This is a genomic window from Vibrio sp. VPAP30 (genome assembly GCF_001188205.1).
GTDB classification, from domain to species: domain Bacteria; phylum Pseudomonadota; class Gammaproteobacteria; order Enterobacterales; family Vibrionaceae; genus Vibrio; species Vibrio bivalvicida.
Genome location: NZ_LBLS01000036.1, coordinates 91,935 through 115,094, shown reverse-complemented (window position 1 = coordinate 115,094; position 23,160 = coordinate 91,935). Strand labels below are relative to the sequence as shown.

General features: G+C 42.4%; 24 protein-coding genes and 1 tRNA gene. 13 read left to right on the top strand and 12 right to left on the bottom strand.

Annotated elements, in window-relative coordinates; genetic code table 11:
• Positions 1-9 precede the first annotated feature (9 nt).
• From rpoD to ZX61_RS15945, 3 genes are all read left to right on the top strand, one after another.
• Positions 10-1,866 (top strand): RNA polymerase sigma factor RpoD, encoded by a 1,857-nt coding sequence (rpoD, locus tag ZX61_RS15955; protein WP_049845591.1) that lies wholly within the window; start codon positions 10-12, stop codon positions 1,864-1,866.
• Positions 1,867-2,023: 157 nt separating this feature from the next.
• Positions 2,024-2,099: transfer RNA gene (locus ZX61_RS15950), tRNA-Ile, on the top strand.
• Positions 2,100-2,264: 165 nt separating this feature from the next.
• Positions 2,265-3,506, top strand: a complete 1,242-nt coding sequence (locus ZX61_RS15945) for an integrase domain-containing protein (protein ID WP_049845590.1) — start codon at positions 2,265-2,267, stop codon at positions 3,504-3,506.
• 180 nt (positions 3,507-3,686) lie between these two features.
• Here the strand turns inward: ZX61_RS15945 and ZX61_RS15940 are convergent, their stop codons facing one another.
• The 5 genes from ZX61_RS15940 to ZX61_RS15920 form a co-directional block, all read right to left on the bottom strand.
• Positions 3,687-4,694 carry a hypothetical protein gene (locus ZX61_RS15940; protein WP_049845589.1) on the bottom strand — a complete coding sequence of 336 codons (1,008 nt, stop codon included), beginning with the start codon at positions 4,692-4,694 and terminating at the stop codon, positions 3,687-3,689.
• Between the two features lie 77 nt (positions 4,695-4,771).
• Positions 4,772-5,578, bottom strand: a complete 807-nt coding sequence (locus tag ZX61_RS15935) for an FRG domain-containing protein (RefSeq protein ID WP_049845588.1) — start codon at positions 5,576-5,578, stop codon at positions 4,772-4,774.
• Positions 5,579-5,653: 75 nt separating this feature from the next.
• A complete protein-coding gene (locus ZX61_RS15930) occupies positions 5,654-6,784 on the bottom strand; it encodes an HNH endonuclease (protein ID WP_049845587.1) in 1,131 nt (376 codons plus the stop codon).
• A complete protein-coding gene (locus ZX61_RS15925) occupies positions 6,781-7,488 on the bottom strand; it encodes an OmpA/MotB family protein (protein ID WP_049845586.1) in 708 nt (235 codons plus the stop codon). Before ZX61_RS15925 ends, ZX61_RS15930 begins: the two co-directional genes overlap by 4 nt.
• 10 nt (positions 7,489-7,498) lie before the next feature.
• Positions 7,499-9,151 (bottom strand): hypothetical protein, encoded by a 1,653-nt coding sequence (locus tag ZX61_RS15920; RefSeq protein WP_049845585.1) that lies wholly within the window; start codon positions 9,149-9,151, stop codon positions 7,499-7,501.
• A gap of 344 nt (positions 9,152-9,495) precedes the next feature.
• Here ZX61_RS15920 and radC point away from each other — a divergent pair, with 344 nt between their 5' ends.
• The 8 genes from radC to ZX61_RS15885 all read left to right on the top strand — a co-directional run bounded on the left by radC (position 9,496) and on the right by ZX61_RS15885 (position 12,921).
• On the top strand, positions 9,496-9,969 hold the full coding sequence (gene radC, locus ZX61_RS15915) for a RadC family protein (RefSeq protein ID WP_049845584.1): 474 nt from the start codon (positions 9,496-9,498) through the stop codon (positions 9,967-9,969).
• Positions 9,966-10,403: a DUF2787 domain-containing protein gene (locus tag ZX61_RS15910; protein ID WP_049845583.1), complete on the top strand. Its 438-nt coding sequence runs from the start codon at positions 9,966-9,968 to the stop codon at positions 10,401-10,403. Before radC ends, ZX61_RS15910 begins: the two co-directional genes overlap by 4 nt.
• 50 nt (positions 10,404-10,453) lie before the next feature.
• A complete protein-coding gene (locus tag ZX61_RS15905) occupies positions 10,454-10,897 on the top strand; it encodes a DUF2787 domain-containing protein (RefSeq protein WP_049845582.1) in 444 nt (147 codons plus the stop codon).
• 3 nt (positions 10,898-10,900) lie between these two features.
• Positions 10,901-11,077 (top strand): hypothetical protein, encoded by a 177-nt coding sequence (locus ZX61_RS24145; protein ID WP_150115014.1) that lies wholly within the window; start codon positions 10,901-10,903, stop codon positions 11,075-11,077.
• Between the two features lie 139 nt (positions 11,078-11,216).
• Positions 11,217-11,957 carry a transcriptional regulator gene (locus ZX61_RS15900; RefSeq protein ID WP_049845581.1) on the top strand — a complete coding sequence of 247 codons (741 nt, stop codon included), beginning with the start codon at positions 11,217-11,219 and terminating at the stop codon, positions 11,955-11,957.
• A 23-nt stretch (positions 11,958-11,980) separates the two neighbouring features.
• Positions 11,981-12,340: a hypothetical protein gene (locus ZX61_RS15895; RefSeq protein ID WP_049845580.1), complete on the top strand. Its 360-nt coding sequence runs from the start codon at positions 11,981-11,983 to the stop codon at positions 12,338-12,340.
• A gap of 56 nt (positions 12,341-12,396) precedes the next feature.
• Positions 12,397-12,672 (top strand): hypothetical protein, encoded by a 276-nt coding sequence (locus tag ZX61_RS15890; RefSeq protein ID WP_049845579.1) that lies wholly within the window; start codon positions 12,397-12,399, stop codon positions 12,670-12,672.
• Positions 12,673-12,684: 12 nt separating this feature from the next.
• Complete coding sequence (locus tag ZX61_RS15885) at positions 12,685-12,921, top strand: hypothetical protein (protein WP_049845578.1); 237 nt, start codon at positions 12,685-12,687, stop codon at positions 12,919-12,921.
• 473 nt (positions 12,922-13,394) lie between these two features.
• Here the strand turns inward: ZX61_RS15885 and ZX61_RS15875 are convergent, their stop codons facing one another.
• The gene (locus ZX61_RS15875) at positions 13,395-16,001 is read right to left on the bottom strand and encodes a LysM peptidoglycan-binding domain-containing protein (RefSeq protein WP_049845734.1); all 2,607 of its coding nucleotides are present in this window, start codon (positions 15,999-16,001) and stop codon (positions 13,395-13,397) included.
• A 280-nt stretch (positions 16,002-16,281) separates the two neighbouring features.
• Here ZX61_RS15875 and ZX61_RS15870 point away from each other — a divergent pair, with 280 nt between their 5' ends.
• Complete coding sequence (locus tag ZX61_RS15870; protein ID WP_049845733.1) at positions 16,282-17,061, top strand: NYN domain-containing protein; 780 nt, start codon at positions 16,282-16,284, stop codon at positions 17,059-17,061.
• A 461-nt stretch (positions 17,062-17,522) separates the two neighbouring features.
• Here ZX61_RS15870 and ZX61_RS15865 read toward each other — a convergent pair whose 3' ends face one another.
• From ZX61_RS15865 to ZX61_RS15845, 5 genes are all read right to left on the bottom strand, one after another.
• Positions 17,523-17,960, bottom strand: a complete 438-nt coding sequence (locus tag ZX61_RS15865) for a ribonuclease HI (RefSeq protein ID WP_049845577.1) — start codon at positions 17,958-17,960, stop codon at positions 17,523-17,525.
• Between the two features lie 82 nt (positions 17,961-18,042).
• Positions 18,043-18,243, bottom strand: coding sequence for an AlpA family transcriptional regulator (locus tag ZX61_RS15860; protein WP_001211744.1), 201 nt, complete (start codon positions 18,241-18,243; stop codon positions 18,043-18,045).
• A 75-nt stretch (positions 18,244-18,318) separates the two neighbouring features.
• Complete coding sequence (locus ZX61_RS15855) at positions 18,319-18,918, bottom strand: inovirus Gp2 family protein (protein WP_082173507.1); 600 nt, start codon at positions 18,916-18,918, stop codon at positions 18,319-18,321.
• Between the two features lie 53 nt (positions 18,919-18,971).
• Complete coding sequence (locus ZX61_RS15850) at positions 18,972-19,649, bottom strand: YagK/YfjJ domain-containing protein (RefSeq protein ID WP_049845575.1); 678 nt, start codon at positions 19,647-19,649, stop codon at positions 18,972-18,974.
• A gap of 60 nt (positions 19,650-19,709) precedes the next feature.
• On the bottom strand, positions 19,710-20,354 hold the full coding sequence (locus ZX61_RS15845) for an inovirus Gp2 family protein (protein ID WP_150115013.1): 645 nt from the start codon (positions 20,352-20,354) through the stop codon (positions 19,710-19,712).
• Positions 20,355-20,770: 416 nt separating this feature from the next.
• On the opposite strand from ZX61_RS15845, the gene ZX61_RS15840 reads away from it, so the two are divergent.
• Positions 20,771-21,607 (top strand): hypothetical protein, encoded by an 837-nt coding sequence (locus ZX61_RS15840; protein ID WP_235431345.1) that lies wholly within the window; start codon positions 20,771-20,773, stop codon positions 21,605-21,607.
• A gap of 389 nt (positions 21,608-21,996) precedes the next feature.
• On the opposite strand, the gene ZX61_RS15835 is transcribed toward ZX61_RS15840, so the two are convergent.
• A complete protein-coding gene (locus ZX61_RS15835; RefSeq protein WP_235431344.1) occupies positions 21,997-23,139 on the bottom strand; it encodes an HD domain-containing phosphohydrolase in 1,143 nt (380 codons plus the stop codon).
• Between the last annotated feature and the right edge of the window lie 21 nt (positions 23,140-23,160).

The window sequence follows — 23,160 nt, the reverse complement described above, 5'->3', positions numbered from 1 at the left end:
ATACCGTCTATGGATCAAAATCCGCAGTCACAGCTAAAACAACTTGTCATTAAAGGCAAGGAACAAGGCTATCTGACCTACGCAGAAGTAAACGACCACCTGCCAGCAGAAATCGTCGATTCAGAGCAGGTCGAAGATATCATTCAGATGATCAATGACATGGGCATTCGAGTAGTAGAAACTGCTCCTGATGCTGATGATCTTGCTCTGAATGATGACGATACAATTACCGATGAAGATGCAGCTGAAGCTGCTGCTGCTGCGCTTTCAAGCGTAGAAAACGAAATCGGCCGCACTACTGATCCAGTACGCATGTACATGCGTGAAATGGGTACCGTTGAGCTATTGACTCGTGAAGGCGAGATCGATATTGCGAAGCGTATTGAAGATGGTATTAACCAAGTTCAAAACTCAGTGGCGGAGTATCCAGGTACTATCCCATACATTCTTGAGCAATTTGATAGAGTTCAAGCTGAAGAGCTACGTCTAACAGACCTTATTACAGGCTTTGTAGACCCAGATGCTGATGAAACTGCTGCACCAACAGCAACGCACATTGGTTCTGAACTTGCTGAATCAGACCTTGAAGATGAAGACGCTGAAGAAGAAGACAAAGAAGAGTCAGAGGACGATGAGGAAGAAGAGGAAGATACAGGTATCGACCCTGAGCTTGCTCTCGAGAAGTTCACGGCTTTACGTAACACTTTCCAAAACTTCCAATTGGCTTGTAACGAGTATGGCAGCGAAAGCCCGAAAGCGACGCTTGCCCATGAAATGGTTATTGATGTCTTCAAAGAGTTCCGTCTAACGCCTAAACAATTCGACTACCTAGTAGAAGAACTGCGTACTTCTATGGAACGCGTACGTACTCAAGAACGTTTAATCATGAAAGCGTCAGTTGAGTACGGCAAGATGCCGAAGAAGTCGTTCATTACGTTGTTCACTGGTAATGAATCAAGCGAAGCATGGCTAGACGAAATTCTATCTTCTGATAAGCCGTACGCTGAGAAGATTCGTCGTAGTGAAGATGATATACGTCGCTCTATCGCGAAACTGAAAGTGATCGAAGAAGAGACATCACTAACAGTACAGAACATCAAAGACATCAGCCGCCGTATGTCTATCGGTGAAGCAAAAGCTCGCCGAGCGAAAAAAGAGATGGTTGAGGCGAACTTACGTCTAGTAATCTCTATCGCGAAAAAGTACACCAACCGTGGTCTACAGTTCTTGGATCTTATCCAGGAAGGTAACATCGGCTTGATGAAAGCGGTAGATAAGTTCGAATATCGTCGTGGTTATAAGTTCTCAACTTACGCAACGTGGTGGATCCGTCAGGCAATCACTCGCTCAATTGCAGACCAAGCACGTACTATTCGTATCCCGGTGCACATGATCGAAACGATCAACAAGCTAAACCGCATCTCACGCCAAATGCTGCAAGAGATGGGGCGCGAGCCGCTTCCGGAAGAACTGGCAGAGCGTATGCAAATGCCAGAAGACAAGATCCGTAAAGTACTCAAGATCGCGAAAGAGCCGATCTCAATGGAAACACCAATCGGTGATGATGAAGATTCACACCTAGGTGACTTCATTGAAGATACTACGCTTGAGCTACCACTAGACTCTGCAACTGCAGGAAGCCTAAAAGTAGCTACCAAAGACGTTCTTGCAGGTCTTACACCTCGTGAGGCAAAAGTACTGCGTATGCGTTTTGGTATCGATATGAACACTGACCATACTCTAGAAGAGGTTGGTAAACAGTTCGATGTAACGCGTGAGCGTATCCGTCAGATCGAAGCGAAAGCACTACGTAAACTTCGTCACCCTAGCCGCTCAGAAACTCTGCGCAGCTTCCTAGACGAGTAGTCTATTCTTTTTTAGCTTGGCTGAAATTGATGAAAAGGTGAGCACTAGCTCGCCTTTTTTGTTACTTCTCGATTTAAGTGGATAAAATCTAAGCGCATTTACCCTAGATAGCGTCTAGACAGCTAGATCTTCATCCCCTATAATCATTGCCCTACACGGCCCCTTAGCTCAGTGGTTAGAGCAGTCGACTCATAATCGATTGGTCCGCAGTTCAAGTCTGCGAGGGGCCACCACTTTCTCTTCTACACATGTCTACCAACGTCTACCCACCCTAGTAAAATCAATACGCAGCAATTAATCCTTGTCTATGGCAATCTATACTCATCTTGTAACATCCACGTTTTGATGTACCATCGAATGTACCAACGGCTAAGAATCGACAATATTGGTGGTACATCATGGCAAAAAGAGTTGTCCCTTTAACGAATACTCAAGTCAAACAAGCTAAAGAATCTGACAAAGAATATACCCTCTCTGATGGTGATGGACTTCAATTACGTATCAAAACCAATGGTACAAAGCTATGGATTCTGAAATACACCCACCCAATTACGAAAAAAAGAACAAACATCAGTTTCGGTAGTTATCCGGACGTACCTCTTGCTGAAGCAAGAAAAAGAAGAGCAGATGCAAAAAAGCTAATCGCTCACAACATTGATCCTAAGCAACATAAAGATGAACAGCTCTTAATGGAAAGAGCTGAGCTTGAGAATACCTTTGGCAAACTTGCTGATAAGTGGCTGGAGCTGAAAAAAGAAAGTGTGAAGCCAGAAACAGCAGAGAAAGCATATCGAGCACTTGAGAAGCATATCCTTCCTAAACTCGCTAATGTTCCCATTCAGGATATTAAGCCTAAACTGGTACTAGACATTCTTGCTCCTGTAAAAGCTCAAGGAACGTTAGAAACAGTAAAAAGACTCTGTCGCATCATCAACGAAGTAATGCGCCTTGCCGTAGCGTCTGGGCATATAGAAGTTAACTATCTGGCAGACATAACCAAACTATTTCCAGCACCTAAGCGTAAACATATGGCAACCATCAGACCAGAAAGGTTGCCTGAGTTAATGCAAGCTATCGCGAATGCGAACATTACGCTATCTACTCGCTGCTTACTTGAATGGCAATTACACACAATGACAAGGCCAATTGAAAGCGCAACAGCCCGTTGGCAAGACATTGATTTCGAAAATAGCGTTTGGATTATTCCCAAAGAAAGAATGAAGATGAAGCGCCCTCACACTATCCCGCTCACAGAGCAAACATTGGCGCTTTTGGATATCATGAAGCCTATTAGTAGTCATAGAGATTACATTTTTCCAAGTAACAAAAAACCGAAAAGTCATGTAAACAGCCAGTCTGCTAATATGGCCTTAAAAAGAATGGGGTTTGATGGGGAGTTGGTCTCCCACGGGTTACGAGCTTTAGCAAGTACTACTCTAAACGAGCAAGGCTTTAATCCTGATGTTATAGAGGCCGCATTAGCCCATGTTGACAGAAATGACGTTAGGAAGGCATACAACCGTGCAGAGTACCTAGAACAGCGTAGGAAGCTCATGTTCTGGTGGAGTGAGCACATTACCGCAGCTGCTGAAGGAAATGTATCACTAGCAGGTAACAAAGGACTAAAGTTAGTCAGTTAAAACAAAATCTCCGATGAACCAAAAGTTCTTCGGAGGGGACCATTGAATCCTCATTTTTATAACTTCAACAACTATGCAAACTTATCTAGAATCCCAACACAGTTGATCTGCTCCAGTAAAACTGGATACGACACTATGTAGCATTAGTAAAAATTCGGTTCAAATTCTATACATTTGTGTTTAAACATACAATTGCGTAGTTTTTGCGACTATAGCCCTTACAACTTCAGCCGCAATTTTTGCGCTTTCTTTATCCGGGTAGCTGGCTTCCTTAATCTGCTTCGAAGGATGTATTAAGTTTCGAGCATCTCGCAACACATTACCATACCCAGCTAATGTGTTATCGATGATGCCAATACAATTAGCAACCTTTAGCATATCATCAAGCCTCCATCGCTCTATCGAAATTTTTCTTTTTGGTGAATAACTGGAGGCATATGCGTCTTCTTCTCTCTTTTGTAAGACAGAAATCAACACTGTTTCCAAAATTGAGCCATACATAGTTGTGGCAGATAACCAAGCTTCTGCATCCCTGCATTTTTCTGCTTCATTCCAACGATAGACTAAATTTTCTGCATAATCACCAGTAAAAACAGGGGGCTCAACATAATCCGGCACAGCACTTAGAATAGTACGAGGAGACGATATATTGAGAAGTTCAGTAACTGTTTTCGCATAATACCTACGACCTTTAGCCGTAAGATGGTGATAATTTCCATTATAAAAATCAAACGCTTCCTTCTCTATAAATTGATTATCTAATAAATAGTTAACCGCAGAATCAATCTCTTCCGTAGACAGCTTCCACAAGTAAATATTAACCGCATCCAATTCAAATTCTGTATACTCTAGCGCCTCAAATCCCATTCTTTCGTTGCTCGACATAAGTGCGATAATCAGGTCCGAAACACTATCTACTTGCGCTTGTAGAACAGGGTGACGCAGCCCTCTTTCTTGGTAGCTTTTCTCTCGAGCAATGAGTCCTTGTTTCGTTGCCTGAAAATATTCCCCATCTTTTTTTATCAAGCCTTCCATTTCAAGACTCTTGATTTCGTCATAAAACTCGTCGTCTTCGAAATCCCAAGTTTCTTCTATTTGTCGAATATGACTAGAACCGTAGCTACAACTTGAACTTACATTAGAAGCAAGAAACATTTCATGGCAAAAGATACTTTCTCTCAAGTTCATATCACTCTCCACTCAAACAACGGCTCATGCCGGATTCTTCAAAGGGCTTGAAGGGTAAACATACATATTCATGAAGCCTAAAAGTACAATTTTTGGTGCCTTGATAGACTATCAAGATCTTGATAAACATGAAAATCATCTATACCAATTACTCTCAACTCGCGTGACAGTTCATCAATAACATTCCTATTAATTTCGATCTTGCATATTCTCTTCCCTTCTTCACCCATAATTTGGTCTATAGGACGTTGATCTGCTCCATGAAGAGTAAAACACCCTTGTTGAGTCGTAATTCTCAGGTTTGTAGCAGAAGCTTCTATGGCAATAGGTTTGTCTGGGTAGTCTTGCTCAAGATCTATCGGATTCAAAGGGACTGGCAAGTACTTGTCTATATCTACTTGCCCTTTTGGCAGCTTTCCGTTTCTTAACCTAGTTTCATCTGGGCAAATCACTAGAGGAACCCCTAGAGAAACGTCGTTAAGCCCATATGGGTCAATTAACCACACGTAAGGATTTATATTATTCCCATCTTTTGGTATCCGCTTCCATTGCTCGATCGCAAAAAATAAGGCGATTAACGGCGACTTAGTCCAATCCAACAATCTCGTGGGCAGAGAGTAATGCTGCATCAGCGCATATAACTCCCACGAATTTTCAACTCTATTACCCAAAACTGATTTGTAACTAACTAAAAAATTATGTGTATATGAACTCTCATCGACTAACCTTTTCGACCAAATTAGTTGTGGAAGCAATTCATATTCCAACGAGCCAACCCCTCGATACCAAACTACACCGCTTCTGTCTGGCAATTTTCCATCTTGAGCAAAACGAGGAAGAACTCGGATAACTTCACTTATATATTCTGAAATTGTATTTACCATCTAGAACCAACTTTTAACAAAACCTCTGCCAACTATTTGGATATCAACCATAAAGTGCTCGTATCATTTAATTTATTATCGCTTACGCTTGCGATTGCTTCTTTTCCCAAAAAATTCTAAGGCTTCTTTCAAAGACAAAATAGTCCAATCATCAACCTCTACTGGTTCGGAAAGAACAATACCAAACTTCCGTTTAGGCCAAGCTAGCTCCAGTATCAATGCTTCAAGGTGATTATTCGTTTTAAGGTGATAACCCACTTCTGGGGCTGTATAGCCACCTTTTTCACAATGATCTAAAACCCCTTGTAACGATAGATCTGCTTTTCTTTTTACTGTGTTCCAGTCACATTGAGCATAAACAGCTTGATCACTTCGTAATTGGTTTATTTTTACCATATCTTCATGTTTCACAAACATATGTCCGTGAAATGGCTCTTTCCTATGGCAATCCGCACATAGAGCAACGAGATTGTCGGGAGAGTTATCAGACTTGTCTCCATTGCGATGGTGTACATGCAGCAATCTTTTGGCCGATTTCAAATCTACAGAACAATACTGGCAAACATAGTCGGCTTTCTTCCTTACTTTTGAAGAAACAGCCCCCCAATCTTCAGAATAACCTTTTTTAGCTAACTCAACATATTGCTTGGGTAGTTTCCTAAATAGTGAGCTATAAGTTTTAAAGAATTCTTCAATACTAAATCGTTCTACTATGGCATCCCTTTCTTTCGAGCTAGCATTAGCTGCACCTTGATAATTGAGTTGGCTCAAACACCATTTACACACATTGAGCTGAGCCTCACCCTCCAACCTACCTTTGTAGTTGGAGTCACCGTAAATAGGGAAACTTCCTGATAGATTGTTCGTGATTTTATATCGTTCTTTAAAACGATTTTTTCGACGCATCTCATCTAGCTTTTGACAATCAGCTATATGAAACTTATTACCATCAGCACCATTAATGAGTGCTTTCTCTATTCTGAAAGTATGGTCAGGGATAAAGAGTATAACTTGTCTTCCTTTAACACTAAGTATGCCAGCTTCAGAAGAAAGATCTAATATGTCAATATCGACACCACTCTCTAGCTCATCATCGAACTCGATATCACTGTCTTTCCATACAACCCCGATATCAAAGTCGGTAATCTCTGCTCCCATTTCATTCACTTTCGTCCAAAGTGAAGACAAATCAACATTTAACTTCATGTTGATCCACCTTGTAGGATTTGCTTAATCTGAATATCAGCATTTGTAAGCACTCGCAAACTGACTCGTCTCGACTTAGACTGATTCTCTGTACCATCATCGTTATAAAGTAACTTTGACGAAGATAAGCCAACAGCAGAAAAATGACTTTTGAGCCAAGACGCATAGTTTTTTGTACTATCAAGTTTATAAACGTAGTTAAGAACTGTTCTAGTCCTTTCTTGTGACAATCGCATGTTCTCAAAATAAGCTTGATCTTTTGTCAGTCCCTTCCAGTCACTACTTGTATGCCCCTCTATCCTAACCTCATTGATAGACTCCTTAAATGGCATTAAAACCTCCATGTATCTCGGAAAAAACTCATCCAGAAGCTCCTGATAAGCTAAACTTAACTCAGAGCTCCCCCCACTAAATAACACTTCAGGAGCCTTGAAAGTAAATGTTAGAGTTTCCTCGTCGATATCTGCGTTCCACCTTTTCAGATCGTCATTGAACTCCAGCATTAAAGCATCAAAAATAGCGACTTGATTTTCCTGATAAGCTACAGCAACCTCTCTAATTTTGTCTCTTTCTTTAAAAGCACTCTGCATTAAAGCAATAGCTATGAATAGGAATACCATCATTAAGCCTGCCATCAAGTCAGACACAGATAACCAATGGGATTCGTCTTGTTCAGTTTGCTTACGTTCGAAAATTGAATTCATTCATTTTGGCCTAAACTTGCTGAGTCACGATATCCGACATTCTCTTCACTAACCGACTATAGTCTTCGGTAAATCGACCGCTGATTGAAGTCAGAGCTGTACCCATAGATTGCATAACTTTTTCAATTTCTTCTCCCATTGTCTGATCAATCATATTGACCTGTTTCTGAACCGATTCACCTGTCTGTGAGAGTGTTTCTTCGATGGTTTTTTCTAAGCCTGCAAAAACTTTATCTGCCTGCCTTTTATGCTCTATCGCTTGTTCTTCAATTGTGGAAGATAAACTTTTCTTCATTAAATCCATACTCTCAGTAAACGTATCTCTAACTCTGTCAGTATCAGAAAGTATTTGTTGACTAGCTTCCTTATAATTACTCGTAAGAGTTTGATTCCCTTGTTGTAGCTCAATAATAAGTCCATGCATCTGGGTATTTATATCTTCTAAGGCTGAAGCTAACCTATCCTTAATTTCCTCACTCGAGTTTGCTGTTGCTTGAGCAGATTCTGTTAAAGCCGCCCGTGTCTGATCCACAGTATCACGATAACTATCCGCACCTTCTGATATAACAGTTCTGATATGCTCACTACTCTCAACTATCCCAACAGCTAGTTTGTCATTCGCTTCTTTAGCACCTGCAATTGCATTTTCAATTTGCTCTCGAATTTCAGGCACCGCTTCTACCGCTTTATCTCTTACATCTTTAAATGCATTTAGGTGTTTATCTAGTTCTTGAATTTGATGTTGATTCACCTGCATGACTTCTTTCAGTATGTTCATCGTATCTGGAATAACTTTGGCATCTTCACTGATATTGGATACAGATTCTTCTGTTTTGGATATTGCCAAGACTCCTTGGTCATACTGGTGCTTCATATCCATCAGTTGAGTTTTGTAGTTCTCTTGCCATGTGACCAACTCAAGCACAGCATCATTGAGTTTCTGGAAGTTACTACCAAACTGTTCCGTAAGATTATTATTAAAGTCTTGTATAACTTGATTTAAAGCGTCAACAACTTGTTCCGTTGCCGATTTAGACATCATATCTGCGAACTCATCCAACTTGTTCCAAAGTTCTTTCTCAAACTGACTGAATGTTTCCTGCTGGGTCCCTGAAACACTTGAAAGTAGTTTTTCCGCAGATTTATGATTCTCATTTAGATCTGCCCGAGTAAGTTTAATCTGACCAACTAAACTAGATTCGTCGTTCTCAGATATTGATTTACGTAACTGATTGATGCTTTCAACTTGTAGGGTCATTGCTTTGTATAGATCTACAACATCTATATCCTCTTCCACCTCACCACCTTCAACCACCTTGCTGAATACGCCTGAAGAGATAACTACCTTGTAGATAATAGACAACAACATTCCAGCCAAACTTGTGATAAATGCTGTTTTCAACCCCTCTAACAAGGGGCCGACACTATTGTTAATGTCAGTAGTATTGAAATCTAGCAAACCTGAGATGATCCCAGTGAAAGTCCCGAGTATTCCCAAAGAGGTCAATAAAGTTGGTGTGTAATTTGTAAACGAATGGTGCTTACCAGATTGCCTCCACCACATAGACAATAAAAAAATCATAGCTAACGCTATCAGGAACACATCCGTTATTGCTGTTGCACTAGCACCCTTCAATAGTGCTTCGAATATTGATGTAAGCATAAAAACCTCAATTGAGTGCCTGAAACACTGGATTCCCCGCATACTCATGGTTCAACCAGCATTTCAGTACAAAAAAAGTACGCCAACTATTATTTTTAATCAGCACACTTGATTGGCAAGTTATTGATAAATAAAACACTTATCATTAAGCAATGATATTCGGATACTATCATTCATTACATCAACATGCTCATCAAAAGATCGAGTCATGACTTACATATAACCAAAGACGATAGATTTTAGAAGTTAGCTCAGATAGTCATTCATAAGCCCTTATTCAAAGAAAAATCAAATATATGTCATTGACGTGAACCCACGTAAACAACATTCGTTAAGAGCCTGAAATGAATCCCAAAACTTCCAATTACCAAAAGCAGCAACGCTATCAGGAAAATGAAATCCTAGAGCATGCCGCTGAGATACTAGCTAACCGCTACGTGCGTGGTGATGCCCTAACCAAACCCGAAGCCACTAAAGAGTACGTTCGCTGTAAGCTAGGCAGCTATGAGCGTGAAGTGTTTGCCTTATTGCTACTGGATAACCAAAACCGACTGATTGAATTTAAAGAGCTGTTTCATGGCACCGTAGATGCGGCCAGCGTCTACCCGCGTGAAGTGGTGAAAGCGGTACTAGATGTGAATGCCGCAGCGGTGATATTCGCGCACAACCATCCATCTGGAGATTCCACCCCCTCCCAAGCCGATAGACGGATAACCGAAAGACTTAAAGACGCGCTCGCACTGGTGGATGTCCGTGTATTGGACCACATCGTAACGGGTGATATCTGCACCTCATTTGCTGAAAGGGGGTGGTTATGATTGAACAACATTACGGAGAACTGTGCATTGATGATGCTTTACATGCGTCATTGGAAGCACTTTTGAATAGATACACTCTCCCAGAGAACGCCGAGAGACTCGTTCTGAACTGCCGCCAAATGAGTTACTACCGACATCGACAAGGTTTACATCCGATAGAGGTACAGCTCAAACGAGAGTCAGGCACTAGCCCTTGGCTGGTGGTGTTCTTTGCCAGCTTCTCTTATCCCGATGGCAACAGCACAACCGTTGAGCCTGAGTTGTACTTTCACCTTGCTAATCACTGGTGCTATCAACCCGATGTGGGGAGCACGGATTTATCCCACCCAGAGGTACAAGATCTGCTCTCAGCATGGATGAAAGCCTTTGCTCGTCATCTTTCCAGAAACGTCTTTGACGACATGCAACTGAAGATGGTCGGAACGTTCCAATAATTCTCACTCTCTCATTTCTTATTTGAATCCTGAAAAAAGGAGGACTCACTGTGTCCAAATTAACCTTTACTGCATCTACTCTACCTGTCTCTAACACTCTGCACACGCTGCTAAGTGAACAGTTCACCGCTCATTTGCTGAGTGATAAAGCAATGACCACCAACCGTTATCTAGTGTTTAACTTTCGCGATAAAAGTTACAGCGCGGAAGAAGGCGGTTTTCATCCGGTTGAGATTGCAATTTGCCACACCTCAACAGGAGAATGGAGCATTGAGTACATCACCGACTTTGCCTATATGGGGAACCATTACCCTGAGCTAGAGCGAAACTTAGATTTCGACTTTCGGGTTGGACAGTTCTTTGTGGCTTATCGTGGCTGGCTACCCATGCAGGGTAGCCGTGATGCCAAAGAGTTGTACCAATTGTGGGAGTGTAACTTTCTTGCTTATGTCGATATGGACGCTTACAACGAGATAGCCGTCACCCCGCAATAGCTCATGACCTCCCTTCTTCTACAAACCATCAAACTTGTCACTGCCCTCATCACACTGTTCTCACTATCTCCGTTCTTCGGTGCCATTGGAACCCTATCTACTTTAGGGTTTCTAGTGGTGCTATTGATTGGGTTATTGGCAGCGATTGCCGAGTTCAGTGATAAGCATAAGCCTCGTTAATGTTAATCGGCTCACGCTTTCGTGTTGCCGATTGATGGCATTTTCACCGTTGGACATTATGTGTCTGACTCACCTCTACTCTCCCGACATTAAATGTCCACCTCCGGTCTTGGAGCTTTGATGTATTGAGAGTGTAGTCATGAGCAATAAAACCAGCATTGAAGGGTTATCCGCTTTGCTGCACACGCTGATGCTTATTCCTCAACATCGTTGGATTACCGTTAGGGAGTTGCAGCAGCAGTTAGCCCAACTCGATATCCACCGCACCACTCGCAGCATTAAACGCTATCTCGATGAAATCATTGTGGACGTGTTTAACGTGGAGTGTGATTCGATGAGCATGCCTCATGTTTATCGGAAAACTTCAGAGCAATTACTGAAGCTCAACAAGCAGGAAATGCTTTATTGGCAACTGACGAATAAGTACTTACTGCCGCTTATTCCCGATGCACTGAATTATGGGCAAGGTCGCTCCTCGGAGAGAGACAAACCTTTACCCCACAAGGGTTCAGCGTATTCAAAAGAGCAAGCATGGTTAGCCAAAATCCATGTAGCACTACCCAATATTCGTGAGTGGAGTAATGAGCAGCGGCAAGTACTGAATGCGGTACACACGGCATTACTCAACAACCGTATGCTCAACATATCGAGTCAAGTTTTGCAGCAAGAGAAAGCGCTCATCGAACCACTGGGACTCTCGGTTCAATGTGACGCGCTCTTGCTGCTTTTTCGTTTATCCGGTCAACCCACGATACGCACCCTAGCCTTGCCTTTGATTGATGAGGCCAGTGTATCGACGTTTTCTTTTATCTATCCCACTGATTTCAATCTAGAGCAGTTCATGCGTGAACACGCTGAAATCCGTGCATCCCAAATTTGACTCACCACTACGGAGAGATACCTATGAATACCTTAACTCGGACCATTATGCTGAGTGTACTGTTCCTCGGAGTCACCGCTTGCAGCGAACAGGAAGAAGCGCAAACCGTCACCGCCGATATTGAAGTGTCGATATCCACCAACCCACATTGGGGAACATTGACCTTTGAGATTCAAGCTATCACTGACAACACAGTAGTAAGCAATGTCATTGTCAACCGAGGTAACTGCCGCCTGCCCGCTGGAACAAGCTCAGAGCTTTCTAGAAACGTTTCATTGCAATTCGGTGAAACCTACACCGGATACAGTAACAACTGCACCGTAGACAGCGTGAAAGAAATCGAAGTCACTTCCAGTGCTGGCACCTTTGTCTACACCTTCTAACTCTCGGTAATTCAACTTTAACAACCCATAAATTACTACTTAATAAGGACAACATCATGAATCTAAACCGACTCCTTTTTGCAGCTCTAGTCGCTGCCTCAATGACTACTTCATCTATAGCCACCGCAGCACTCGGCGGTGCACCTAACGTCTCTAAGGAATACTTAGAAAAACAGTGGAATGGTAAACAAGGCCCACAATCCACCCTCGTTGCTGGCGTATTGCTTCACTGGACTGCTGATGTGTGCGGCAAGTTGAACGGACAAGTCTCTGATGTCACTCAATGCCTGCCTAAAACCAAGTCAACCTCTGATGAATCTGAAAGTCACTAGGAGAGAAACACCATGAATCACACTACAACGAACATTCTCGTTCTACTTTCAACCCTAATAACGCCTTTTGTTTTCGCTCAGGGAGGAGGAGCACTAGGAGGTAACCCATCTATAGAAACAGGTGCGGTCAACGTCAGTGTAGGCAAGTGCACTCAATACAAAATGGATGTAAAAACGGCGCAAGAAGCAGGTAAGGACGCATCGACTATCACCGTTCCTGCTGGTTGTGAAGTAATCAAAGAAAAGTAATACCACCAGCAACGGTAAAAAATGACAATGGGGAGCGAAATTGCTCCCCATTCTTTTTTTGTCTCAACGCATCTGTTTGAAGGTATATGTTATCTATAAAAAATGCTTATCCGTACCCAAAATGATCGCGATATTTATCCTTTATACAAAAATAAATAGATAAAGCACGGTCATAAAAAACAACCAGTTTAAAAACATAAAAACGTCAGAAGAACACTTTTTCTCTCTTCTTCGATGTCTTACAAGAGGGTAAACTAGGCAAAAGTATGAGAATAAACCACCAGCCCCCATGCTATTCATAGCAATGTAGTTTTTACTCTTAAAGCTTTCGGGCTCTTTCGCTAAGTTGTCTACTAATTGATTGATACGTTTTTTATCTCCTAAGGAATAGACGACAAGGTGATAAAAATAGACGCCCCCCCACACGAAAAATAACAACCCTAATAGTGGTTTTATGCCCAACATTTATCCCCCTAGAAACTCGATCCAACACTGAAATCATTGAAAATCTGCTTATTTATATACTCTTCGATATCATCAGGTATATCTTTCTCAATATTGCTTTCAATTTCTTTCAAAAATAGGTCTAACTCGAAAAATTCATAAGCCTTTTCCGCTATATCCTTACCAGAGCCTGCACCATAGATTCCTGCTCCCAAAGCTCCGACTCCAACCACAAGCATAACAACGGGCGCGGAAGTTATCCCAACAAAAGCAACAAAAGCCCCAGCGGCCGCAGCACCAGCAGTACCTCCAGCCCAGCCTCCAATTACTCCGCCAGTCTCTTTAGCAGTGCTACGTGCACAAGCTTCAAGACTCCCACAATTCTCAGACACGTTATACACACCGCTAGCTACACTGAGCCCTATAGCAACTTTTCCTGCTTTCTCCGCATAAGTTATCCACTTCGCGGTATTGGCTACACGGGCTCCCAGCTCGGGAACCGAACCTGCCTTTAATATTTCATCAGCATTGTGAATGAGTGACTTAGTAGAGTCTATGCCCAAACTTGTCTTTAAGCCTTGGTCGACTGGTATCTTCAGAGTACGCTGCGTAAGTTTATCCAACTGCTTATCGAGGATTTTCTTCAAACCTTGCCTCTGTCGAACAAAGCTTGATCGTTCGATTTTTTTAGCTAGGAGATCGAGGTAAAGACGATCCATCTTTTTAAGTGATGACGATACATTTTCCAGATTTTTCTGCATTGCTGGCGCTATTGTTCCAACTGCTGCTCCCATGTATGCGAATGAGTCCGACGGCTTACCCGTATTCCAATACTCCACCAGCTTATTTTCTATTACTTCAAAGTAAGCTTGATGCAACTCGATTTGATCGGGGCTCAGCTTGCCCAATTCTTCACTCGCTAGCACTAAATTATCTTTTAATGACTTTAGCTTGGCCTTGTCCTCTTCTGAAGACGGCTCCTTAGTTAGGAAGATAACCATTTCTCCAGGAATTAGGGGATCATTCAGATGTTGGTTATGTTCTTGGATCAGAGATTTCGTTTTCGAAGAGACACCAATTAGCGCTTGTTCCCAATAATCACTAAGGGACTGAGACTCTTCAACCCTCGCAAAGCCAAGTTGGAACTCTATCTGCTCTTCAATCTCTTTTAAGTTAGCAATGGTGAGATCATCGTGAACAACACCTTCAGAATTCATCGACTTAAATGTGGAGCCTTTGATGTAAGAACTTGAATAGTCATAAATTGAGTTTGAGGGCTTGTTGTACTCCTTCACTTCAACACTTGGTTTCCCGTACTTTAAATCGGTCTGTTGTTCAATCTCGGCCTTATTACTTACTACTAATTGGTCACCAACCTTCAATTTCATAGGGTCAGCATCATACTGCGGGTTCAAATCAAGTAGTTGCTTAGCCGACAAACCATACTGCTCTGCAATCGCTCCCCATAACTCACGTTGATGGGTGTTTGAGTCTGTAGCAACGATATGCGTCTCTGGCTTGGCCTCTGCTTTATCTGTTTCCACAAGTTGAGTGGTTTGCCTTTCCGCGACAGGCTGTTTAGGTGCTGCAAGCAGTTCGTTGATATCAAGCTTAATACCGTGTTCAACCAACCAATCCTCATTAAGGCTATCAAGCTCTTCTCGGGTAATTTGCTTTTCTAAGTAAATCAGATGTTGGTTTTCAATCTCTTTACCTTCGAGCTTCCAGTAAACCAGAATGGCACTTTGGTAGACGTTGTAACCCTGCTCATCATTCAATCGTTCATGAGTGGAGCATGTGGCATAGAACGCCCACTTGCCCTCACCCAGCAGTTTGTATTCTTGAACTAACCGGTCGTTATGAAAGTGGTAGTAGTAACCTTCCGTTGGCAGTCCTAAACGCTCCCCTAACTGCACTGATGGGATAACTGGAATGAAAGCCTCCCTCACTAGACCTGAGCCTATAGGCTTAACCTGCACACTTTCAGGTACACTGATACCCATTGAGCTGTCCGCCACTTTCGCAAACAATTTTTTCGGCTCATCAAAGGCAGTATGGGCGGTGTATTTAGTACCGCTTTCAGTGGACTCGGTTTGCCAGCGACCAATCATGGCTTCTTGCTTAGTCTTGCCCAGTTGAAACGCACAGCCTACGCTTTTTCTCAACGTTTCATCGGAACAAGCGACCTCAAAACAATATTCATATTTGAGCTTAGGTGGTGCATCAGAGGTATCAGGCTTAACAGGCTCTGGAACATAAGTTTCGTCAATGTTAGACGCATAACCAGCGGAACTTCGGCTTGGGGCAGAACCGCCAGCCACTCCACCAGACATCTTCGCTCTAGAGAGAAAGGCATTTTTTGCCTCCGGTGACAGTGCCTCTTGTCCTTCAGCAGACAAGCTCCACGATTTACTCATTCCATCTCTGAGCATCACTGGCTTAGATGGTGTGTCCGTCAACAGGGCCAATTCACCACTTTTGAGTTTGTCCATAAAGCGAGAGAAACTCATGCCATGAGGGATTGCAGAACTCAGTGCCCTTTCCGTTAACCTTTCTATATCCCCTTCGACTTGACCGAACTCATGCGTCATCAGCTCCGTTAGCCGTACCACTCTATAACTCACTGTTAATCCCACCGCCACTTTTTAATGAGGCATATTCTACTCAATCCATAAAGGAAGCAGGACTGATAACCTCTATTTGTTCTCAGCAATGCGCTAGAGTGTGACCGTTGTTCCTTCAGCCTCTTATGTTAGTAACTCACTCATCAATAGGTTTTATCTCTTTCGTGCATCAACACTCAAATAGATAACTCTGTAGCTGTACTCGTTGCTTCCCAGCCTTACACGCAGCATCATTGAATCACACCTAGGTGTGCTCACCTTTAATACATCGCTTGATCATAAGGACATGGATTTGATTGATATAGACTCTGAAAAGAAAATTGCCGTCTTAATTGACGCAGAAAACGCACAATATGCAGTTTTAGATTTTGTGCTCAAAGAGCTCTCTAAACACGGACATATTCTGGTAAAAAAAGCATATGGAGACTGGAGTTCAGGATGTTTAAAGAACTGGAAACAACCACTCAATGAGTTGGCAATCAATCCAATTCAGCAGTTTTCGTACACTCAGGGCAAAAACTCCTCTGATGCTGCCATGATCATTGATGCCATGGATTTACTCTACTCAAATAAGTATGATGCTTTTGCTCTCATCAGTAGCGACAGTGATTTCACCAAGTTGGCTTCACGCCTCAAAGAGTCTCAAATTTATGTCTTTGGTGTCGGTGAGAAGAAAACACCAATCGCCTTTCGTAATGCGTGTGATGACTTTATTTACACTGAAGTCCTTAAAGAGCGATACGCGCCAAAAGAAGAAGTCACTGCTGTCATTTCAGAGAAACCCAAGAAAGTAGAACCGCGAGAGACTCGCAATAAACTACGAGGTGATACGAAGCTGTTGAATATCCTACGAGGCGCTGCCAGTGAATACCAAGACGAGGACGGCTGGTCTTTTCTGGGCCAATGTGGTGGCCTAATCAAAAGACAATACCCGGATTTCAGTTCAAAAAACTACGGCTTCAACACTCTGAGCCAGCTCATTGAGGCGACTGAACTGTTTGAAATAGACAGAAGGCAGACTCAAGCAGGTGCGGTACATATCTACATTAGAGATCAACGAAAAAACACTTAGTCACTCCCAGTAACTGTCGCTCTTTCCCCCTCCCGATAACTCTCCGTATTCATGCATGATGGTTGTCGACGAATATTCGTCAGCAACCTCAACAAAAAGGAGCAGTCCATGAGAAATAAACAACAATCAGGAAACAACGCCCCGCTATGGCCGACCAAAAATGGCACCTCGAATCCATCAGGTGGAGGTCGCACCAATAACCCACCAAGCAAAAAGTAAAAGCGGCCCTAGGCTGCTTTAGTGCAGCCTAGTAAGCATGGTGTTGGTAGTAACGATGGTAACGATTTGTCGTATAGATATCAGGTAACGCACAGCAACCCTCCTTATCAAGCGCTCTCATAAACAGTGCGTATATCAGCAAATACCTGCACGTTAAGAGAAGTCATCGGCCTCATCAATACTAAAAACAAATGAGAATAGCAGCTTGTGGAATACATCCCACAAGCTGCGCCTATCAACTGTTATAGCGTAGCGGCTTCAACCGCTAACAAGTCTGCTCTCTCATTCCCTTCGATACCAGAGTGTGCTTTGACTTTAAGTACCTCGACATACTTCCTAGAACTCAACTCATCCACTTGTTGCCACAATTGGCGGTTCTTGACGGGTTTCTTATCCGCTCGACGCCAACCTCGGTCTTTCCAATCGTCCATCCAGATGTTGAAACCTTTTACACAATAATCACTATCCGAATAGATGACATCCTCATCCTCTGCGTATTCCAATGCTTCAATTAAGGCCAGTAGCTCAAGCTCAGCACTGTCAGTTTTTCGATTGATGGTGAAGCTCTCTTCATGAACAATCTCATTGTCTTCATCCATGACCACCAGCCCAATACCTCCTCGCGTACATCCGTGTTGGTTGTTTGGTGCTGCGCCGTCTACGTAAATTGAATAACTCATTTTTTTATCTCTCTCTAATTGAAGAAGGGCGCATGACTTTACTTAGCCAGCGCCCCGTTGATGGTGTGATTTGATGTTTGTGTTACTGAAAAGATTCTTGGTTGTCTCGCATACTCAGACGCGACTCCATCCATTCCTCAATTTCACTTTCTACCCAAGCCACAGCTCGTCCACCGAGTGGCACACTCTTTGGGAAGTCGGTTTCATCAGCCATAAACTTATAGATAGTTGAACGGCCTAACCCTGTTAGTGACATCACTTCTTTTAGTCGTAGAAATCTCATTGTCATCGGGAATCTTCTCCTGTGCTTTGTATATACCCATGAGATAAGCCGCCACTGTAAAAAAATGCAGTCGCTCTACTCTGAACTAGAGCCAAAGAAGTAACGCTGCTCATTCCATGCCTCAGCAAGACTGCTCATGCGATGAAAGACAGTCCGCTTGATGTTCTTGTCCTGCTCCCTACAGCGTGTTCCCAAGCCATAGTTGCCTCGGTCATTGAGAAATACCAATGAGCGCGCTTTGCCGCTGTAGTGCTTTTCTATCGCTTCTTGCCAAGCCGTTTTAAGGTGCTCAACCAATTCGTTGCGTTTTTCCCAACAAATGGCGGTGCCAAAATGCTGGCTGTAGTCAGTAAACAGCATCACGCGATAGTTGTGGGATGGCACCTTGTCCTCTCGCTTGCGCCATACATAGAACAATGAATCCGTATCGAGCTTTTCTTTAAGCAGCGCAAAGTAATCGTTAATAATGCTGAGGTCGGTATCTTGATGGTCTTCTGGTAGAAACAAATCCAGACGTGTTGCCAAGGCCGCGTCAAACGCCTCCGTTGCTTGTTCAAAGACTTCCGTCATTCTGGTTAAGGCAGATTCGTATAACCCCTTGTCACTGAAAAACACGGGGTAGTCGTTGAACGTGTTTGAATGGGTAATGTTGGGAAGGTAAGTATTGTTAGACATGAGTAATACCTCTGAGTGTGTGAATGACATAGGTATTACTCGCGCTGTATTTTTTAAGGTGAGTCGTGACTGCAACCAAAGTTCCGATTATCGGCGTGTTCGGTGGTGGGCTTCGCGAGACGACTTATTCGATAGAAGAGTTCATTTAACTGTAATGGAAACGCTTCATCCCCTTTTAGAAGTTCGTACACGTCATCAGATGGAGAATACGCCAGTCCTGAACATCTTCTACCGTAGTCGGTTTCGACTGCTCTATCCCACGCTTTTCTGACTCTGGACAGGTAGCGACTCCTCCCTTCTCCTCTTTTGCCTAAACAAAGATAAAGTCTCTTATCAAAGAACAAGACAATATGGTACTGGCTGGTGGACTCACACGCCTTGAACCAAACATGGCGTATGACCGTTTGATGATATTGGTGAGGCCTACGCCTGTACTTCATTAGGCACAACTCATTGGTTTCCAACTCCAAGGTACGAAAGAAACGACTGAATACCTCAAAATGGTTTCCATCAAAGTCACTTGGTAGACGTACATTAAAATGAGCGACACAAAGTTTAGGATATTGGCCGAGCGCTTCAGTCAGCACTCGGTCGATGTCCTCCAGGTATTCAAGGATAAGACCATTCTTGTGGTAGTAGAGTGGTTTTCCATTAAACGTTCTGTCATGGGTGATGGTGAGGTGGTTAGACGCTTCTAAGCGGTTGTGAGTAGCGTTGAGCTGATTTGGCATGATGAGTTCCTGCAGTTTGTTGTTAATCCCACAGGAACTGTGACTGCTGTTATTTTTAAGCTATTTACGGCTATGGTCGAAGTTGTTCATTCGTTTTCCAAAGTGCTTCGTTCTTCTCTTCGCTAGATAGCTCAGTCGATAAAAGACGGACTGAAACACCGCCTCAAACTCCTCAGAGTTACGTAGCAAGTGATACTGACCTTGTTTGGAGAAGTGTATGGCTGGTTTTTCTTTGCCTGAGTAGATAGCATCCACAGAACGCTTCCAAGCATTACGGATACGGTTAGCCAAACTTTGCTGATATTCACCAAAATCCCCTAAAGAACGAAAAACGTTTCTGTCAAAGATAAGTGCAACATGATAGTGGCTGCTTGTTGAGGTATCACACTCTTTCGCCCAGACATATCGAATGGTGGTTTCACGATAAGGTTTGTCATTTAGCCGAGCACTTCGTCTTCGATATGCCGCTATCTGAGATTTCAGAGATCGGAAGAAACGAGTAATGACTGCTGAATCATCCCCTCTAAAATCTGTTGGTAAGTTAAGGTCTACTCGAACGATAAAAAGTCTCGCGTATTGCTCTAGAGCTTTCTCAAGGACTGAGTCTATCCCTTCTAGGTATTCAACGACCAAACCCTCCTTGTCGATGTATATCTTGTTTCCGTTGAAAGTGGATTCGTGTGTGATGGTTAGATTCTTAGACATGATGGTGACCTATGTTTTGTTTCTGACATAGGTACTAAGAGTGACGTTATTTTCTAAGTCTCTCTTTGGGTAGGGGGTGGGTTCCCCTACCAAGATATCGAGTGATGAGGTAGTTGGTTGAGGTGTGGGATTAGGTTAGTAGATGGGTGGGTATATATATTATTAATTACCGTTCCTCCTCGATTTACTCACCCTCTGTTTTTAGGTGATTACAGAGCTTTCACACCAACTAAATCCATCCAGCCAACCCTTTTTTTTGTAAAAATCTCGGTTCATGCATTTTTGCTTCTGGAATTTACTCACATAAAATAGGATTATTAAAAAATAGATTTTCATATAAAAATCAATCAAGTTGGAACAGTTAGTATTGTAATAACAGATCTCGTAAGATCGAAAAAAACTTGGAAACTTACTCTATGCACAACAATGAAGCCTCCCAAAACAACTCAAAAAAAACAGCAATTGATCAACATACGTTGCACAACTTTATTAATCCATTTGATCGTCAAAATGAGTTTTTAGTGCTTACTGATACCCAAAAAACAGATGGTAGATTTGCGCGTAAACAACACACTCCTTCATCACTTATCCAGCTCAACTCATGGTCTGATTTTCAGCCAATGACGAAGCCCTTTGAACCAAACTCTGAGATCTATGTTCTACCCTCTCACCCACTCAGTGAATCAACAAGACAGAGCCACTTAATGGGAGCATCACTAGTTGAGTACGACAACATTTACCAATACATAGAGGAAAAAGCTCAAGACAGGGGGTTTCGCCAGCAGAGAACCCAGAACCTTATTATTGTCACTATGTTGTTAGCTAAGAACTTTGATTTAATGATTGGTGGAATCCCTGTAGGAGGAAAATGGATAGCAGATAAGCTCGGCACAAACACCTATAAAGTAAGTGATCGGCTAAAGGATTTAGAAGATATGAACCTGATTCGGCGATGCTCAAGACTCTCGAAAAAAGACAAAACCAGATTAACTGGCTTCATTGAATTGACGCCGTTTTTTTTACTCAACTTCACATCATTCTTTAGTAACAAGGATCATATCAACTACGAGCAATACTTAGCCTCAAAGGCTGCTGAACAGACAGAAGAACTCAGCTATCAAATTTACGGTGAGAAAGGGCACTTTGAATACAGAGATATAATCTATACCCTTAAAGTGAGGTTACTCGAGTTAACTAGAAATCCTAATGTATGTGCTCAAGTAAAAGTAGAAGCATACAAAGCGTTGCTGTAGCGCCAAAGAAGCCGAGAATCTTTTACCTGTATTTTCACAAAAAAGATGTACAAAGATAGAAGGCATGAAGTTTAAATACAAACAATAAAAAGCTGCGACTGTTGCACAACACGCAACAAAAGCTCTAGAGCACTTTAAACATTGAAATATTAAACACAATTAATATTTCAAATTGTTCTAAGTATAATTTATGGATTATTGCACCTGTAACACAATGTACCACCAAATGTACCAACAAGAAGAACAAAAACAAAGAAAATTTAATTATTACAAAAGCTTAATAATTAAAGTTGAGTCTGCGAGGGCCACCAAATTTAAAAAGGCGTAGCAGGTTAATACCTACTACGCCTTTTCGCTATATAGCGTTCTAATCACCTAAGTGATATTAGTTAGTAGAGCCCCTCTAAGGGATCTCTCTCCGGATAACGTTGAATAATGGATTTAAGTTGGTGCTGGTGATCACGTAAAGCATTGACGCAATCCGCATCCAGTTTGCCATCGCAGACCATCTTTTCTAACTCTAAAAGTGCATACGGTACTGACCAAGCTTGTTTGTAGGGCTTATGTGTCGTTAAAGCGTCAAATATATTAGCAACACAGACAATCTTAGCGCTAATAGGAATAGCATTGCCACTCAAGTGATGAGGGTAACCACTACCATCTAAAAACTCATAGTGATAGGAAACAACATCACGCATCAGTTGTGCACTTAGATGGTCAGATGCATTCAGATCATTGATAAACTGATTAACAATCTCTTCACCGTAAATAATATGTTTACGTAGAGTATCCGTTTCCTCCCAGGTAAGTGGCTGTTGTTTACAAAGCAGCTCTGGAAGAACCATCACTTTGCCCATATCATGATACTGAGAAAACAGAGTGAGATGTTCAACGAACTCATCATCAAATCCATAGTCGTCAGCTAACGCCAAAGCAATAATATTGGTGTAAGTGGAGACACGCTGCTTGTGGCTGAATGACTCCTTTTGGTAAACCTGAGAACGCGCAACCAGTTTGTTAGATTTATCGATTAACGCCGTGACTAACTGATACTCAGAGAATATGGCCGTTTCGAGAATTCTCAAGTATGGTTTTACAACCTCTATATCACTCGGACAAAATGCGTCTTTTTGGTGCGAATTAAGGAATATAAATCCTCTAAAGATCTGTTCTAAAAAGGTAGGAATAGCGACTGAAGAGTAGTATCCCTCCTCTATAAGGGAATTAACATGAGGAGATGGATGCAATCGACTAACGTCATTGAGAACCGCCGGAGACCTACTTTCGATACTTTTTTTTAAGTATGGTAGTGAGCTCAACGGAGCTTCATAGTGGGTTAGGCTCAGTGATAATGAAGAACTATCTGCATAGCTTCTAAGTAGGTGCTCACGCGCATCATACAGGGCAAAACACACTTTATCGAGTTTGGGGATATGGACCTGCATCCGCGTCTGAATGTCAGCTAATTGAGTGTTCAAACCGAACCGACATCTGCCAATCCCCTCAACTTTCCTTGTAGTTGTTTCCATCATGGTTCATCACTCTAGATTACA